The organism is Kitasatospora sp. NPDC057965 (assembly GCF_042887135.1).
Classification (GTDB): domain Bacteria; phylum Actinomycetota; class Actinomycetes; order Streptomycetales; family Streptomycetaceae; genus Kitasatospora.
In genome coordinates, this window is sequence record NZ_JBHVPZ010000017.1 from 89,229 (window position 1) to 106,850 (window position 17,622).

Annotated in this window: 9 protein-coding genes; 8 read left to right on the forward strand and 1 reads right to left on the reverse strand. The window is 73.6% G+C overall.

Annotated features, from left to right (window positions below):
- Positions 1-3 precede the first annotated feature (3 nt).
- The 3 genes from ACFVVU_RS22715 to ACFVVU_RS22725 are packed head-to-tail and all read left to right on the forward strand — an operon-like array spanning position 4 to position 8,557.
- On the forward strand, positions 4-5,976 hold the full coding sequence (locus tag ACFVVU_RS22715; protein ID WP_387791829.1) for a hypothetical protein: 5,973 nt from the start codon (positions 4-6) through the stop codon (positions 5,974-5,976).
- Positions 5,973-7,541: a hypothetical protein gene (locus tag ACFVVU_RS22720; RefSeq protein ID WP_387791830.1), complete on the forward strand. Its 1,569-nt coding sequence runs from the start codon at positions 5,973-5,975 to the stop codon at positions 7,539-7,541. Before ACFVVU_RS22715 ends, ACFVVU_RS22720 begins: the two co-directional genes overlap by 4 nt.
- 56 nt (positions 7,542-7,597) lie before the next feature.
- Positions 7,598-8,557: a Gfo/Idh/MocA family protein gene (locus ACFVVU_RS22725; protein ID WP_387791831.1), complete on the forward strand. Its 960-nt coding sequence runs from the start codon at positions 7,598-7,600 to the stop codon at positions 8,555-8,557.
- Between the two features lie 105 nt (positions 8,558-8,662).
- Here ACFVVU_RS22725 and ACFVVU_RS22730 read toward each other — a convergent pair whose 3' ends face one another.
- Positions 8,663-11,041 (reverse strand): collagenase, encoded by a 2,379-nt coding sequence (locus ACFVVU_RS22730; protein WP_387791833.1) that lies wholly within the window; start codon positions 11,039-11,041, stop codon positions 8,663-8,665.
- A gap of 362 nt (positions 11,042-11,403) precedes the next feature.
- Here ACFVVU_RS22730 and ACFVVU_RS22735 point away from each other — a divergent pair, with 362 nt between their 5' ends.
- From ACFVVU_RS22735 to ACFVVU_RS22755, 5 genes are read left to right on the forward strand one after another with little or no spacing between them, the layout of a single operon-like run.
- On the forward strand, positions 11,404-12,540 hold the full coding sequence (locus ACFVVU_RS22735) for an aminotransferase class V-fold PLP-dependent enzyme (protein ID WP_387791835.1): 1,137 nt from the start codon (positions 11,404-11,406) through the stop codon (positions 12,538-12,540).
- Positions 12,541-12,600: 60 nt separating this feature from the next.
- Complete coding sequence (locus tag ACFVVU_RS22740; protein WP_387791836.1) at positions 12,601-13,944, forward strand: ABC transporter substrate-binding protein; 1,344 nt, start codon at positions 12,601-12,603, stop codon at positions 13,942-13,944.
- Positions 13,945-13,961: 17 nt separating this feature from the next.
- Positions 13,962-14,864 (forward strand): carbohydrate ABC transporter permease, encoded by a 903-nt coding sequence (locus tag ACFVVU_RS22745; RefSeq protein ID WP_387791935.1) that lies wholly within the window; start codon positions 13,962-13,964, stop codon positions 14,862-14,864.
- Complete coding sequence (locus ACFVVU_RS22750) at positions 14,861-15,751, forward strand: carbohydrate ABC transporter permease (RefSeq protein ID WP_387791838.1); 891 nt, start codon at positions 14,861-14,863, stop codon at positions 15,749-15,751. Before ACFVVU_RS22745 ends, ACFVVU_RS22750 begins: the two co-directional genes overlap by 4 nt.
- A gap of 8 nt (positions 15,752-15,759) precedes the next feature.
- The gene (locus tag ACFVVU_RS22755; RefSeq protein WP_387791840.1) at positions 15,760-17,610 is read left to right on the forward strand and encodes a glycoside hydrolase family 36 protein; all 1,851 of its coding nucleotides are present in this window, start codon (positions 15,760-15,762) and stop codon (positions 17,608-17,610) included.
- Positions 17,611-17,622 lie beyond the last annotated feature (12 nt).

The following is a 17,622-nucleotide window of genomic DNA, read 5'->3' on the forward strand; positions in this document are numbered from 1 at the left end:
GACGTGTCGTCAGCTCCTGAACTCCGCCGGTGGCTCGCGCATCAGCCACCGGACACCCTGCAACAACTTCTCGCCTTCATCGCCGTCGCGCACGGCCACACCTTCAGCTACAAGGGCGAGCCGACCCGGCAGGTCCGTGCGAGCGCCGCGGGCATGCGGTCCTGGGTCGCCAAGGCTCCCGCCGAGCTGCTGCTGCGCATCGCCGAGGTCGGACGCGAGGCGGCCGACCAGGTGGCCCGTCAGAACGGCTTCGTGAAACAGGGTCTACGGGGAGCGGACGCCGAGTGCCTGAGGTCGGCGCTGACGAACCTGCCGCCGTCGCTGGCCTGTCTCGCGCTCCACTGGTATCCGCTGACCGACCAGGAAGCCCCTGAACGCGGCCAGGTCCTGGAGCACTGGGACACCCTCTGGGAAGCCGCCGCGGCCCCGGCGGACTGGCCCGAGCCGAGGCCCCGCCGCCGCGCGAGCAGAACGGAGCGCGCCTCCGGCACGGCCGCGCCGGAGGCCCCGGACGGCGACCAGCACAGCACACGACCCGCAGCCGCGGACAGGGAGAACTTGGTGTCTGACGACCTGGCGGAGCAGCTCGAAGCCGCCGCGCACCGCCTGCGCAGGGAGGGCGAGGAGCTCGCCGGTCGGCTGGAGAGCCTGGCGGTGGACGTCCGCGGCGGCGTGGGGCGGCGGGACGCCGGTCTGGCCGCGGCGGTGGACGCCTGGTTCGACCGGCGGGCCGCCACGGCCGAACTGGCGCTCGGCCTCGGCGGTGACGTGCGGTGGGCGTCCACACAGACCCATGACGACCTCGACCGGATCCTGGCGGACGTCCGCTCGGCGAAGGTCGGTGAGGAGATCGCGAACACGGAGGCCGAGCTGGAGAAGCTCGCCGCCATGGTGGCCGCGATGGTGAGCTATCCGGCCGTGCACAGTGCGCTGCAGGCGGAGGTCGAGGCCAAGAACGCCCGGCTCCGGGAGCTGCGGTCGCTCAGGGGCGGGCAGCCGGCGACCGGCCCGGCCGACGCCGTCCGCCCGGAGGAGCCCGCCGGGCCGGCCGCGGCGGGCGAGGCCGCGGGTGACGTCGCGGCCCGGGACACGGGCGACGTCGCGGCCGGGGCCACGGATGACGTCGCGGCCGGGGCCGCGGATGACGTCGCGGCCGGGGCCACGGATGACGTCGCGGCCGGGGCCGCGGATGACGTCGCGGCCGACGTCGCGGACGAGGAGCTGCCGGTCCCGTCGGCAGCCGACGGTGCCGTCCCGGCCGAGGTCGAGCGGGAGGCACAGCGGCCCGAGGCCGCGCCCGAGGTCCCCGAGCAGCCCGCCGGCACCCTCGAAACCCTCGACGCTCCGGGCTCCGAGGAGGAGACCGCACCGGCGGAGCCGGCCGCGGAGGAGCGGCCCGGCCGGACCGGGCCCGCCAGCGCCGTGGGCGGGCCGCGGCAGCCGGTGGAGACGCGCGCCGCCCACCCGCTCGCCGTCCCGAAGCCGTCGGCCGGGGCCGCGCCGAAGCCCGCCGGGCTGGTCGAGCCGGTCGAGCCGGTCGACGCACCGGTGGCCGTCGAGCCGGTGGCCGCCGAGCCGACCGACGTCTGGACGCGGACCGGCGAGGGCCCCTCCCCGGTCGAGCAGCTGATCGCCGACGGCCGGCTGGCCGAGGCGTACTGGCTGACCCGGGCCGCCGGGGACCGCCGGGAGCGGTGCCGGGCGCTGGCCTTCGCCACCTCGGCGTTCGGGCTGGCCCCCGGGCAGCAGGCGGCGATCACCCTGCAGGTCAGCGTGGAGGACCGGGCGCTGCCGACCGCCGAGGACCGGGACGGCTACCTCATCGCCCTGGCCGCCGCAGTGCGCAGCGGACTGCAGGCGGGCTGGGCGCTGCCGATCGTCAACGACTTCGCGCAGCTCCCCGGCCTGCCCGAGGTCTGGAACGAGCTCTTCCGGACGCTGGCGCTGGAGATCCGCAAGGGGGTGCCCTTCCAGCCGGGCGACGAGGCCGGGCTCGGACCGGACGACACCGTCGACCCGGCGGACCTGCGGGACCGCGCGGAGGCCCTCAAGGCCCGTCTGGGCACCAGCAAGACGGCCTACCAGCTCGCCTCGCGGGTGCTCCAGACCCTGCTCAAGGACGACGCGGAACTCGGGCAAAGCCTCAACCTGATCGTGGCCTGGTCGGTGGGCGGGGCCACCGCCGAGCAGCTGCGCCAGGACCTGGAGGACACCTACGGCGAGGACGACGCGATCGACCGGATCATCCGGGAGACCACGCGCCGGGTCAGCTCGCCCAACCAGCGCAAGACCAAGATCATCGCCACCGCACTGGACCAGCTGCGCGGGCGCATCGGCGAGGTGATGACGCTGCTGCGCGAGGCGGTCCAGGTCGCCGAGCTGCCGCCGCGCGGCGACAGCCGGCGACTCGGGAGCGAGCTGGTCGCCGCGCGGCGGGTGGCGCGCCAGGCGGCACTGCTGCCGGGCCCGGGCGGCGAAGCGGTCCGGCTGCTGCTGGACTGGATCGACGACGGGGTCGCCCTGGGCGTTTCGAGGGCCCCGGCCGGTCCGCCCGGCACCGACCCGCTGCTGGTGCTGCCGGGCCTGGCCTGGACGGCGACCGCCGACGGCCAGGACACGCCGGACCTCGCCGCTCCGGACGCCCTGGACGCCCTGCTGGAGCTCCTGCGGCCGGCCGACCCGGCGAAGGCCTTCGCCGCCCACCTCGACCGCGGTGACCTGCACATCGCCGGGCGGCTCCTCGACCTCGCGGCGGCGGGCCGGCCGGCCGCCGCCACCGCACCCGAGGCGAACCAGCTGGAGGTGTGGCGGCGCAGGCTCGGTGACGCCGAGGCGCAGTGGCGCGAGAAGACCGGTACGGCCCTGCGCCAGGCCGACAACCTCTTCGCCCGGGTCCGCCTGCAGAACCTGCTCACCCCCGAGCAGGAGAACGAGCTGGCGGCCCAGGTGCACGACCTCAAGAGCTCGGAGCGCAGCCTGCGGTTCCGTCCGCTGCTGGAGCGGGTGCGGGGCGTCGTCTCCCGGCTGAACGACCGGATGCTGGAGAAGACCGACCAGCTGCGCGAGCAGCTGGTCGACCTGAAGCTCGAAGGGGCGGACCTCGACCGGGTCAGCGCCCTGATCGACCGAGGCGACGTCGCCACCGCCGAGGAACTGCTCTCCTTCGCCCGCAAGGGCGAGCGCATACCGGAGCAGGTCGTCGAGACCGGCACCGAGCTGGCGGCCTTCCTGGAGGGCGTGGGCCACCCGGACTCGCCCAGGGCCGGCAGCACCGGCGCCGACGCGCGCTGGTGGTTCGACCACTACGCGCGCGGGCGCTCCGGGCAGGCGGAGACCGACGCGGTCACGGTCGCCCTGCAGGCCTGGGAGTCGCTCGGGCGGCTGAACGAGCGCCGCAACTCCTTCCAGAAGCACGTCCCCAGCGTGCTGCGGATGCTCGGCCTCAGCGTCAAGGGCCCGGTCCGGCTGGTGGACCAGGACCGCAAGGACTGGCAGGTGATGACGCTCTCGATCACCGCGGAGATCAGCGACAACGTCCCGGGTTACGTGTCCCGGATCGGCTCCCGGGCCAAGGGCGTCTACCGGGTCCTCATCGTCGGCACCGAGGAGGTCGGGCCCGACGCCCTGATGCGTCACCTGCCCGAGTCCGCGCTCGGGGCCAACATCATCCTCTACCTGCAGCCGCTCGGCATCGGCGGGCGCCGACGGCTCGCCCAGGCCTCCCACCAGAAGCCGCAGCAGGCGATCGTCGTCGACCCGGCGGTGTTCGGCTGGATCGCCGCGGGCGAGGCCCGCTCCTTCCGCGCGGTGCAGCGGGTGACGCTGCCGTGGGCCGCGTACCGGCCGTACGAGCCGTTCCAGGCCGGCCAGGTCGCCGCCGAGGTGTTCAAGGGCCGCGACCACGAGAAGCACACGATCATGGCCCGCGAGGGCGGCCTCTTCCTGTACGGCGGGCGGCAGCTGGGCAAGTCCTCGCTGCTCCAGCAGGTGGCCGACAGCTTCCGGACCGGGCACGGCGGCAACCAGGTCGCGGTCTACACCGACCTGCGGTACGCCGAGATCGGGCTCAGCCGGCTCCCGCAGGAGATCTGGAGCGTGCTGGCCCAGCAGCTGAAGGCCGCCGGGGTGCTCGACCGCAGCGTCTCGGAGCACGCCAACGCCACGGCCATCGGCGACCTCGTCCAGCAGTGGCTGAACGAGAGCGAGGAGCGCCGCATCCTCTTCCTCGCCGACGAGGCGGACGCGTTCCTCAACGCGGACGCCCGGCCGGTCGAGACGGCGACGGCGGGGGCGCAGTCGACCTTCCGGACCCTCACCGGCCTGATGAAGCTGATGGCCGACACCGAACGCCGCTTCAAGGTCGTGTTCGCGGGCCTGCACCAGGTGCAGCGCTACAACCGGCTCACCAACTCCATCACCGGGCATGGCGGCGAACCGGTCCTGGTCGGTCCGCTGCGGGCGAAGGCCGCGATCGACCTGGTCGTCGAGCCGTTGGCCGCCGCCGGACTGTTCTTCGAGAACCCGGACCTGGTCTGGAGCATCCTGGCCCTGACCAACAACCAGGCCAACCTCGTCCAGATCGTCTGCGAGGGCCTGGTCGAGGAGATGCAGGGCCGCGCGCTGTCCCCGGAGGGCGGGCGCCCCCGGATCACCAACGCCGACGTGCAGAAGGTCGTCGAGAACGGGGGCATCCGGGACAAGATCCGGGACCGGCTCCGGCTGACCATCGACCTGGAGGACCGGTACCGGGTCCTGACGCTGATCCTGGCCCTGCGCAGCCTCACGGACGGCTACGCGCGCGGTTACACGCCGCAGGAGCTGCAGGAGGAGGCGCACCGGGTCTGGCCGGACGGCTTCCCGGAGCAGAACGGCGTGGACGAGGTCCGCACCGACCTGGTGGAGATGGAGGGCCTCGGACTGGTCCTCCCGCTCCCGGGCCGGAGCAACAGCTTCGTCATGCGCAGCCCGAACCTCGTCAACATGCTCGGCACCCGTGACGAGCTGGAGGCGGAGCTGCACACCAGCGAGTTCACCCAGAAGTACGACTACAACCCGCGCGTCGCCCGCCGGTCCATCGGCCGCGACCGCGACCGCCGGCAGATCCTGCGGATGAGCCCGCTGACGGACGAGCAGTGGCACGCGGTGCTGTCCCGGCGCACCGGGATGATCACGGCCACCCCGGCGCTCGGCGCCGACCTCCTGGCCAAGGCGGCGGCGCAGCACGTCGGACGCGCGTGCCAGGTGGTGCCCGTGGCGCCCGCGGAACTGACCCAGGCGGTCACCAGGTGGGCCCGGGAACGCTCGCCGCACCTGCTCTTCGTCGACCTGCGCGGCGTTCCCGTCGCGCAGGTGCGGGCCGACGTCGAGCGGCTCGCCAAGTACGCCTCGGCGTCGGAGGAGGACGGCAAGGAGATCCCGCGCCGGCGCGCGCTGGTCGTCGTCGACCCGTTGACCGCGCTGCACTCCGACTTCCCGGAGGTGTCCCGGGTGCAGCCGCGGCGCTGGAACACGACCAGCCTGCGGGCCTGGCCGGAGCTGCCGTTCGTCTCGGCCCCGGAGCGGCGCAACCTGATCGAGGTGACCGGGGGCTGGCCCGGCTTCGTCGAGTGGGCCATCGCCCAGTACCTCCAGGGCGCGCCCCGGGAGCGGCTCTTCGACCTGGTGCGGGCCCGGGCGGACGACCCGGAGTTCGCCCGCGACCACCTGCGGCGGGTCGGCCTCTCCGACCGCCACGTCGAGCAGCTGGCCGGCTGGGCCGACCTGTTCAGCCCGGAGGAGCACCGGCAGGGCCGGGTCCACGCCATCCCGCAGGACCTGGCCGTCGTGCTCGACGACGACCTGGACGCGGCCGAGGCACTGCTGGCGGACCTGGAGGCGCTCGGGGTCCTCGACGACGACGGCGAGGTCCTCACCGTGGACAGCGTCACCTTCCGCGCCCTCAGGACCGTGGCGGGTGCGCAGGGCGGGTCGGTGTGACCGGGCTGCTCGATCCGGCCGGCGCGCTGTCCCCGGAGGCGGTCCGGTACCTGCCGGGCGCACGGCGCCACTGCGCCGGGGTGCTCGCCGACCTGCGGGCCGGGCTGAGCTGCGTGTGGCTGTTCCCGGACGCCGAGGTGGAGTCGGACCGGGCCGACCGGGCCGTGGAGCAGGTGGTCCACGGACTGGACCACGCCGTGGAGGCGCCGGGCAAGGGGACGGCTCCGCGTCCGGCCCCGGTCGCGGCGGTGCCGCACGCCCGGGATCCCTGGGAGCCGGACGGCGGCGGGGGCCGGGGCGGGGGCGCGTGGGCCGCTCACCCGTCAGAGGACGCCCTCGACATCGACGACGGCTTCGGGGACTGGGACCCGTTCGGTGTCTTCGCGGGTGCGGGTGCGGGTGCCGGTGTCCGGGCGTCCGGAGGTCCATCGCTCGCACCCGTCGTCGACGAGCCGGTCCTCGACGGCCTGCTCCTTGACGCCCTGATCCCCGCCGCCCGGCCTGCCGACGACAGGGACGGCGACGTCGCCGCCCGGCTGGCCCGCAGTCTCGGTCTGGACGGGGACCTGGTCTCCGAGCTGGTCGGCGCCGCGGACGGCGGTGCGCCCGTGCTCGTCGTCCGGGCCTGGACGGAGGCGGACCCGTACGCGGTGTCCCGGCTGGTCCGTCGCTTCCAGGCCGCCGTGAAGGAGGCCGGCCTCAAGCCGAGTGACCGTCCGCGGCTGCTGGTGGCCTCCCGGCTGCAGGACCTGGAGGCGGACACCGTGGGGCTGCTCGACGCGACGGTGTCGCGGCCGCACTGGTGGTGGGGGGTCTGGAGCCACCTCGACACGGCCACCGTGGTGGCCGACGCGATGCCGCACCCGGGCTCCGGACACGCCCACAGCCGCATGACGCCGACCAAGCTCATCCGGCACGCCCTGCGCCGTGAGACCGTGGTGCAGACGGCCGGGCCCGACCTGGGACTCGCGGTGGAACTGGCCAGGGCCTGGAACGGCAGGACCGGTGACCTGGCGTCCGCCCTGCGCGAGTGCCGGCCCACGGGCGGTGCCGTGGATCCGGGCGCCCAGGGGCGGGGCACGCCCGCCGCGGCGTACGCGCCGCTGCCCGAGAGCGGTCTGCGCGAGACGTGGTCGGCGGGGCTGGTCGACAGCTGGGAGGGACAGATCCGGCACGGCCTCGGCTCCGGTGCGCGGGGCTCCGGTGGCGCGGAGCTCGACAAGCTGGTCTGGCAGGCCCAGAACCGTGTCCTCCTGCCCCTCATCGACGACGCCCGCCTCGGCTTCGTCGAACTCCTCCCGCGGATCGCGGTGCGCGGCGTCGCCCGGCTCGTCGACACCTACGCCCGGCAGTCCCCGCGCGACACCAGGGGCGCACCGCCGGACGCGGCCTCCCTGGAGCTGGGCGAGCTCTACCACGCGGCGGTGCAGCGGGACATCACCCTGACCGACGAGCAGTTCGGCCGGCTGCGCACGCTCCGGCAGGCACGCAACAAGCTCGCCCACCGCACGCCCGTCGACGACGCCCTGCTCCACGAGCTGGTGGAGGCGCTCGCCGGCTTCTGACGCGGCCGGGATAGGGTCCACTCAGCGGGACGGAACGGCTGAGGAGGACGGAGCGGATGGCGGATCCGGTGCGTGTCGGGCTGGTCGGGGTCGGCATCATCGCCGAGACCCACCTCACGGTGCTGGCCGAACGGGACGACGTGACGCTGGAGTTCACCGTCGACCCGCGGCCGGTCGGGCCGGCCGGGTTCCGGGGTGCCGCGCCGCCGCCGCACTACGACGGGCTCGCCCGGGCGCTCGGCGCGCACGAGCCGGACCTGATCGTGCTCGCCACGCCGACGGTGACGCACGCCGAGCTGGTGACCGAGGCGCTGCTGCGCTCCGCGGCCGTGGTGCTGGTGGAGAAGCCCATCGTCCACGACCCGGCCGCGCTCGCGGAGCTGTGGGAGCTGGACGGGAGGGCCGACGTCCGGCGCCGGCTGTTCACCGCCCACCACTTCGCCTTCTCGCCGGAGGTGGACTGGGCGGCGGAGCTGCTCGCCGCGCACCCCGAGTGGGGGCCGGTCACGGGCATCACCTCGGCGTTCTACGACCCGTACGCCCAGCGGCTGCCCGCGGCCTTCGCCTCGTACGGGTCCAGCTGGACGGACTCCGGGGTGAACCAGCTGAGCATGATCACCCGTTTCGTCGACGACCTCACCGCGCTCACCTCCGTCCAGCCGGCGGACGGCGGCGCGAGCGCCTGGTGCACCGTGGAGTTCCGCTCGCGGGGCGCGGTGGGCACGGCGCGGCTGCGCAGCAGCTGGCTGACCGGGTCCAGCAGCAAGGAGAGCAGCCTGGTGTTCGGCCGCTCCGGGGTGGAGGTCTGGATCGACCACACGGCCATGACCGGATTCGCCGCCCGTGGCGGCGAGTTGATCGCCACCTTCGGCAACGACGGCCGTACCCCGCGCAAGGTGGCCCACTACCGCCCGCTCTACGCCAGCCTGCTCTCCGGCCGCCCCGACCGGGTGCTCGGCTTCGACGCCGCCGCGACGATTGCCGGCATCCACCAGGCGGCTCCCGCGGCCGGGTAGCCGGGGGAGAGCTCCTGCTCCTCGGTCCGGCGACTGGATCTGCGAGGTGTCGCCCCGCGGGAGGACCCGGCCGTCCCTGGTCCGGGTCCTCCCGCGGGAGGACGGTCAGCGGCGGAGCGGGCCCTCGCAGGTGTAGTCGGCGCTGCCGGCCTGGCCGGTGGGCCAGACCTCGACCTTGCCGAACCAGCAGTTCATGTCGGCGAGGTTGTTGGCGGCCTCGCCGGCGCGGGTGAGCAGGTAGTAGTCGACGGTGTCGGCCATCGACTCGCGGATCCGGCCGGCGTCCACGGTGTTGTTCAGGGTGGTGGTGATCCGGCCGGTGCAGGTGAAGCGCACGGTGTTGTTCCAGTCGGCGTTGTCCTTGCAGACCGGGGTGTTCTGGGTGGCGCGGGCGAAGGCGTCCTGCACCTCGTAGGCGTAGGCGAAGCGGAGCCGGCCGTTGGGGGTGAAGTCGGTGGCCGGGACGTAGAGGTCACCGGCGCGCGGGACCTCGGTGTCCAGGTAGTCGTCGTACTCGCGCTGGAGTCCGGCGTCCCGGCCGAGCCGGTCGCGCCAGGCGTTGTAGCCGTCGAGGTCGTCGGCGCGCAGCAGGCGGTACATCTCGGCCAGCTGCTCGGGGTGCTTCTCGCCGAGCAGGTTGAAGAAGACGGCCGCGTACGGGTACACGCGGAAGCCCACGTCCCGCGTGGCGTGCAGGATCTGATCGACCGTCATGCGCGGCTTTCCGTCACGCTTCTCCCAGCCGATCTCGGTGAGCATCCACTTGCGGGCCTTGACGCCGTCCTTGGCGGTGGCGCCGGCGAAGTACTCGGCGGTGCCCTCGTTCATGGCGAAGGTCGTGTCGGCCGGCCAGCGCTCGGTGTAGCCGCTCTCGGGGATGGCCCAGCGGGCGTTGAGGTAGTGGGTGTACTCGTGCCGGAAGAGCTCCTCCAGGCTGAAGTAGGACTCGGTGCCGAGGCGCTGGTAGGTGTAGAAGGTGGAGTGCTCCTCGATGAACATGCCGCCGTTCTCGACGTCCCCGACGCCGAAGAGCAGGTTCTGCAGCAGCTGGTAGTTGCTCTTGGTGTCGTACAGCTGCACCGTGAGGGTGGGGTGGGTGTCGTCGGCGAGCGGCTGATCGGTGCCGATGGTGCGGAAGAACTGGGCCTTGACCTGCTTGGTGGCGTAGTAGAGCTGGTCGGCGGTGGCCTTGTCGAGGGCGGTGCGGACGACGAGCGTGCCGTTGTCGTAGCTGTAGGTGTTCGGGAAGAACTGCCGCATCAGGTCGGCCCGGCAGGCGTCGTACGCCTGGCAGAGGCCGAAGTCGTTGACCGGGATGGCGGCGTTGGCCCACGCGGGGCTCAGCCGGCCGAAATTGTCGCGGGTGGCGGTGAGGACCGCGCCGGCTTCGGCCTTCACCTCGGGCAGGAGTGCCGGGATGCTTCCGAGGCGGGCGAACTCCAGCATCGCGTCGCGGGCGGCCCACTCGGTGCCGGTGCCCTTGAGGTGGCCGTAGCCGGCGAACGCCCGGATCGCCTGCCGGTAGGAGGGGTTGTCGGCGACGGCTTCCTGGAACCTTCCTTTGTCCTCGACGACGTTGTTGATGCCCTGGAAGTTGATGGTGAGCGCGGCCTGGAGGGCCCAGTTCCACCCGCGGTTGCCGATGTACGGGCTGTCGGCGGTGGCGTACTGGCGCATCACCCGCTCACCGAGCGGGAGGAGGCCGGGGCGCAGCCCCGGGCCGCTGTTGGCCTGGAACACCTCGCCCATGGCGTTGCCGGCGTGCTCGGTCGGCTCGAAGACGTGCGGGTTGGCGAGGTAGGCGGCGGTGGCGCTCTTGATCGCGGCCTTGGTGGTGTCGTCGCCGAAGTCGAGCTCCTTGTGACTGAAGTCGAAGTAGACGGCGACGTGCAGGAAGTACCAGAGCCCGCGCGGGTTGTGGGTGTTGGCGCTGTCGAAGTCCGGCGCGAGGGAGGTGATCCGGTCGGCGACGGTGCGCACGTGGTCCTGGGTGAGGACCTTGGCGAGTTCGGGCCGCCAGCTGCTGAGCAGGGGATACAGGCACTCGTCGTAGCCGTGCGCCGGGTCGCTCAGGAAGTCGGCGAGGGCGGTGGGGGAGAGCGCGCTGAAGGCGGCCAGGTCACAGCCGGCGGCGGCGGTGAGGGTGGCGGGGGCGGTCGGGGTCGTGGCGCCGTCCGGGTCGGCGACCGGCTGCCCGGCGGTCGCGGTCGACTGGCGGTTCGCGTTCTCCGGCGCGCCCTGGGGGCCGGGGAGACCGGCGGAGGCGGTCCCGTGGGCGACCTCGCCCGCCGGGCCGGCCGGGTGGTGGGCCGGGGCCGGGGCCGTCTCGCCGAAGGTGGAGGGCGTGGAGGCGACCGGTGCCGAGGCGGCCGGGGCCGCACCGCCGGGCGTGGCGGCCTGGGCGCTCTGGACGAGCGGGGCCGCGAGGGTGGCGGCGAGGGCCGCGGAGAGCAGGACTGTGCGCAGACGTGGGGTGGCTGACACCAGTTCTCCTGTGGGAGTGGGGGTGCGCGACGCCGGTCGCGGTTCGGGCCGAGGGCGTGGGGGAGCACCAGGGCCGCTGGGTCGCACGGGAGTTGGGTGAGCGCGACGGGCTCTGCGTGGGTCCGCTCAACCCGTCGATGAGTAAAATAGTAATGTCAAATTGCATTGCGCAAGGGGTTGCCCGCCCGGGGATGGCGGCGGGTAACGAGAGGGTCTCGACCTGCCGGTTGTGGGTGCAGGGGTCTTGACGGGGACTCGACCAAGAGCGTTTGCTGGCTCCCGCTCCGTTTGATGTTGATTACTTCTGTTTGTTTATGTGTGATTTGAACGTTCAAATCGCCCCAAAGGTGGGGGAGCGCACTATGCGTGATTACCTGACGCAGTTTGCCGAACCGTTCGGTTACCTGGACTTTGCCCGGTTCGGACCGGTGTCGGAGCCGGTCCGCCGGGTGCTCGTCCGCGAGGCCGACCGGCTTCACCGCCACGGCTGGTCCGCGCTCGACGAGCTCGACGCGCAGACGGCGGAGGCCGCCCGGACGGCGGGCGGGCTGCTCGGCTGCGCACCGCACGAGGTCGCCTTCGTGAGCTCCACCTCGCACGGGCTCTTCGCCGCCGCGCACGCCTTCGCGCAGTCGCCCGATGGCGCGGACGGCACCGTCCTGGTGGTGCGGACGGACTTCCCCGGCGCCCTCTATCCCTGGCTGCGCGCCGAGGAGAACCGGGGATTGAAGGTTCGTCAGATCGACGGGCCGCTCACCGTGGACACCGTCCGCGCCCATCTCGACGACCGGGTGCGCGCCGTCGCGGTCTGCGCCGTGGACGCCGCCACCGGCTTCCGGGCGCCGCTGGCCGGGCTGAAGGAGCTGATCGGCCCGGACCGGGTCCTGGTGGTGGACGCCGTCCAGGCGCTCGGCGCCGTCGAACTCGCCGCCGACGCCGCCGACGTGCTCGCCGCCGGCGGTCAGAAGTGGCTGCGGGCCGGCTGGGGCGCGGCCGTGCTGATGGTGCGCGACCGGGTGGCCGGACGGCTCGGGCCCGGCCTCGGCGGCTGGTCCGGCGTCCAGGACCCGATCGAGGCGCCCGCCCACCCGTGCCCGCCCCGGCCCGGCGCCGTCGCCCACACCCTCACCAACCCGGACGGGCCCGCCGTCGCCGCGCTGGGCACGGCGCTCGCCCTGGTGCGGGACGCCGGCGCCGACCGGATCGAGGCCCGGATCGCCGAGGTGCTCGGCGGGCTGCTCGACGCGGCCCGCGCGGTCGGCGCCGAGACCGACGGCGGGCCGGGGAGGCCCGGGGAGCCCGGCAGCGGCATCGGCCGCCTGCGGCTGCCCGGCGTCGACCCCGCCGCCGTCCACGCCGCGCTGGCCGCCGCCGGCCTGGCCACCACCCTGCGCTCCGGCTGGATCCGGCTGTCGCCGCACGCCAGTACCGACGCCTTGATCGCCGTGCCGCTCGCCGAGACGCTCGACCGCGTCCGGCGGGAGGTCCGCGCCGCCTGAGCGGACCACCTTCCAGACCCTGTTCCACCCCGCCCTTCACCCCCCTCGGAAAGGCCTGCCATGTCACACCTCACCCGTCGCGAACTGCTGCGCGCCTCCGGCGCCGGCCTGCTGGCCCTGTCCGCCGGCGGAGCCCTCTCCGCCTGTGGCGGCTCCAACGGCACCGGCTCCTCCGGCGGGGACGCCGCCACCGGCACGATCACCGTCTGGTCCTGGACCAGCGCCGCCGACGCCCTGCGCGGTGTGGTCCCCCTCTTCGAGAAGGACAACCCCGGCATCAAGGTCGACGTCCAGGACGTCGGCAACCCGGCCATCTGGGACAAGATCACCGTCGGCCTGGCCGCCGGCGGCCAGGGCCTCGCCGACGTCCTGCACATCGGCTGCGACTACCTGCCCGGCTACCTGGAGAAGTTCCCCAACGGCCTCGCCGACCTCTCCGCCCTCGGCGCCGACGCCCACAAGGACAAGTTCACCCCCGGCCTGTGGCCGGTCGTCACCGACAAGTCCGGGCGGGCCCGCGCCCTGCCCTGGGAGGTCAACGCCCAGGGCTTCTTCTACCGCAAGGACATGTTCGACAAGGCCGGGCTCGACCCGACCACCTTCGCGACCTGGGACGACGTGGTCGCCGCCGCCGGAGCGTTCAAGGCGGCCAACCCCGGCGTGGGCCTGGTCGGCATCAACAAGACCGGCACCCCCGGCCCCGACACGGACTTCCTGCAGTCCCTGATGCAGCAGCAGGGCGCCTTCTTCTTCGACCTCCAGGGCGACATCACCCTCACCTCGCCCGAGTGCGTGCGCGCCCTCACCCTGGTCAAGCGCCTCGACGAGGCCGGCCTCCTGATCGAGACGCCCGGCGCCACCGCCTGGCGCGCCCAGATCAAGGACAGCAAGCTCGGCGCCGGCCCGCAGCCCTCCTGGGCGGCGCACTTCATCGAGACCAAGTTCCCCGAGCTCAGCGGCAACTGGCGGCTCACCCGGCCGCCGGCCGTCACCCCCGGCGGCAAGCGCACCGCCCTGGTCAACTCCACCCACCTCGCCGTCGCCGCCTCCAGCCCGCGCCGCACCGCCGCCTGGAAGTTCGTCGAGTACGCGCTCACCCGGCCCGACGCCGTCAACGCGATGTTCAAGGCCGGCAGTGTCTTCCCCGCGCTCACCGCCGCCTACCAGGACCCGGTCTACAACGAGCCGAGCGCCTACTACGGCGGCCAGCCGGTCCTGAAGACCTTCACCGAGCTGCTCTCCGAGGGCGGCGACGCCACCAACTACTCCGGCGACTTCGCCCGCGCGCTCAAGCTGGTCAGCGACGCCCAGGCCAAGGTGCTGACCAAGGGCGCCGACCCGGCCGACGCGCTCCAGGAGGCCGCCAAGCAGCTCGCCCAGCAGACCGGGCGCAAGATCAAGTGACCGCCGCCGCCCCCTCGGTGGCCGCCCGACCGGCCGCGCCGAGCAAGCAGGTCCGGCGCGCCCGGCTGCGCCGCCGGGCCGTGCCCTACCTGCTGCTCGCGCCGGCGCTGGTGCTCTTCGGGACCTTCAAGGCCTACCCCATCGTCTCCTCGCTGCTGCTGTCGCTGACCACCGGCTCCGGCAGCGCCACCCAAGGCGCCGGACTCGCCAACTACCGCCGTCTGCTTGACGATCCGCTGTTCTGGACGGCACTGGGCAACACCGCCCGGATCCTCGTCGTGCAGGTCCCGGTGATGCTCGGGCTCGCCCTGCTGATGGCGGTCGGCCTCAACGCCGCCCTGGTCCGCTGGCGCGTGGTGTGGCGGCTCGGCATCTTCATGCCCACCGTCACCGGCCTGGTCGCCACCGGCATCCTGTTCTCCTTCCTGCTCAACAAGGAGAACGGCGCCGTCAACAAGGCGCTCGAAGCGATCGGCCTGTCCGGCGTCGACTGGTTCGGCAACGGCTTCTGGGCCCAGATGGCCGTCGTCCTCGTGCTGACCTGGCACTACACCGGCTACAACGCCGTCATCTACCTGGCCGGGCTGCAGGGCATCCCGCGCGAGCTGTACGAGGCCGCGATGGTCGACGGCGCCGGACCGGTGCGCCGCTTCCTCTCGGTCACCCTGCCCGCGCTGCGGCCGGTGGTGCTGTTCACCGTCGTGCTCTCCAGCATCGGCACCCTGCAACTGTTCGACGAGCCGTACGTCCTCACCCGCGGCGGCCCCGACAACGCGACCCTCACCGTGTCGATGTACCTCTACGACAACGGCTTCCGCTACTTCGACTTCGGCTACGCCTCCGCCATCGCCTACGCGCTCACCCTGATCGTCTCGGTGCTCGGCGCGGTGCAGATGCGCCTGATGGGAGAACGCGAATGACGCCCGTCACGCCCGTCACCCCTGCTGTCCCCGCCGTCCCGGCGGCCTCCGCCGCCCGGGTGGGACGACGCCGGCTGCGCGGCTGGCCGATGACCCTGGTGCTCGCCGCCGTCACCGGCCTGTCCATCGCCCCGTTCTACTGGCTGGTGGTCTCCGCCACCCTCACCGACAACGAGATCTTCTCCTGGCCGCCGCACCTGCTGCCCGGCTCCCACCTCGGCGAGAACCTCCGCCACCTCCAGGACCGGGTCGGCCTCGGCCGGGTCGTGCTCAACTCCCTGCTGGTGTCCGGGATCCAGACGGTGGGCGCGCTCGTGGTGGCGCTGCTCGCCGGCTACGCCTTCGCCAAGTTCCGGTTCCGCGGCCGCACGGTGCTGTTCGCCGTGCTGCTGTCGACGCTGGTCGTGCCGGACCAGGTGATGCTCGTCCCGCTGTTCAAGATGATGATGTCCTTCGGCCTGCTCGACAGCTACCAGGCCCTGATCCTGCCCGGCCTGTGCGTGCCGTTCGCCATCTTCCTGATGCGCCAGGCGCTCTCCAGCATGCCCGACGAACTCCTCGACGCCGCCCGGGTCGACGGCGCCGGCGAACTGCGGGTGCTGTTCGGCGTCGTGGTGCCGGTCATGCGGCCGGTGCTCGCCGCGCTCGGGATCTTCCTGTTCCTCGGCTCGTGGAACAACTTCGTCTGGCCGCTGATCGCCCTGCGCAGCCCCGAGATGCACACCATGCCGGTCGCGCTCGCCACCCTCCAGGGCATGAAGACCAACACCGACTACGGCCCGATCCTCGCCGGAACCGCGCTGTCCACCCTGCCGATGATGGTCCTCTTCCTGGTCCTCCAGCGGCAGTTCATCTCCGGCCTGCTGGCCGGCGCCACGAAAGGCTGAACCGAACCATGACGGAACCCGCCGAGGGCACCGAGGCCGTCGAAGCCGCCGAGGCCGCCGAGGCCGCGGAAACCACCGCAACCACCGAGGCCGCCGAAGTCGCCGAAGCCGCGGAGATCTGGGAGCCGCACGCCACCGCCACCACCGGCCGCCCGCGTCCGCTCGCCGTGCCCGGCCTCGCCGCCGGCCGGCTGGAACTGCTGGTCACCGGCGCCGCGAGCGTGCGCACCATCGCCGAGGACGTCATCGAGGTCACCGCCGAGGTCACCGCCGAGGAGCGGGAGAGCGGCGGCGAGGTCCGGATCGAGTGGCGCACCCCCTGCACCGGCGCCACCTCCTTCTGGACCCCCGAACCGCGCGGCACCGGCTGGCTGCCCGCCGCCTGGAGCGCCCCGCGCCGCACCACCCTCTCCCGCGGCGCCCCCGTCGCCGCCCTGGTCGGCGTGGGCGACACCACGCTCTGCGCCTTCGCCGCCGACCGCGAGGACGCCCGGGCGAGCGCCGGGGTCGTCGAGGAGACCGGGGAGTTCCGCTTCTGGGTCCAGGCCGCCGACCGCCTCACCGTCCGCATCGACGCCTCCGGCCGGCACTTCGCCCACAGCCTCGCCGACCTCGCCGACTGGTGGGCCGCAGGCGCCGACCGTCCGGCGCACGTCCCCGACGCCGCCCGCCGCCCCGCCTACTCCACCTGGTACGCGCTGCACCAGAACATCACCCCCGAGGCGGTCGAGCGCCAGGCCGCCCTCGGCAAGGACCTCGGCCTCGACACGATCATCGTCGACGACGGCTGGATGACCACCGACCGCACCCGCGGCTACGCCCACTGCGGTGACTGGGAACCCCACTCGCTGCCCGACACCGCCGCCCACGTCGCCCGCGTCCACGACCTCGGCGTGCGCTACCTCCTCTGGTACGCGCTCCCCTTCATCGGCAAGGACAGCGCCGCCTGGGACACCCTCTCCCAGTACGCGCTCGCCGACGTCGGCCACCTCGGCGCCGTCGTCGTCGACCCCCGCTACCCGCAGGTCCGCGCCCACCTCGCCGACCGGCTCGCCCGGGCCGCCGAGGAGTGGGGCATGGACGGGCTGAAGGTCGACTTCGTCGACTGGTTCGGCGTCCAGGACCCGCCCGCCCCCGGCCCCGAGGCCGACTGCGCCACCGTCGACGAGGGCGTGCGCCTGCTGCTCGGCGAGATCCGCCGCCGGGTCGACGCCGCCCGCCCGGAGGCGATGATCGAACACCGCCAGCCCTACGTCAGCCCCGGCCTGTGGCCCTACGCCACCATGGTCCGGGCCACCGACTGCCCGCTCAGCCCGCACGAGAACCGCCAGCGCATCGTCGACACCCGGCTGGTCGCCGGGCCGCTCGCGGTCCACTCCGACATGCTGATGTGGCACCCCGCCGAGACGGCCGAGCAGGTCGCCTGCCACCTGATCAACGTCCTGTTCGGCGTCCCGCAGATCTCCGTCGACCTCGCCGCGCAGAACGCCGGGCAGCGGGAGGCGATCGCCTTCTGGCTGGGCGTCGCCCGCGCCCACGTCGACACCCTGCAGCTCGGCGCGCTGCGCCCGGCCCGGCCCGACCTCGGCTACCCGATGGTGACGGCCGTCGGAGACGGCGAGGTGATCGTCGGCCGCTACACGGCGCTGCCGGTCGAGGCCGGCGGCACGTGGCGTAACCTGCTGGTCGCCAATGCCGACGCCGACCCGGACGTCCGCCTGGCCGGTGGCCGCGGCACCGCGGAGGCCACCGTCCAGGACGCCCGCGGCCGGACCGTCGGCACCTCGACCGTCGACCTCGACGGCGGGGCCACCGTCCACGTCCCCCGGGGCGGCCTGCTGACCCTCCGCCGGGTCTGAGGCCCAGCCCCC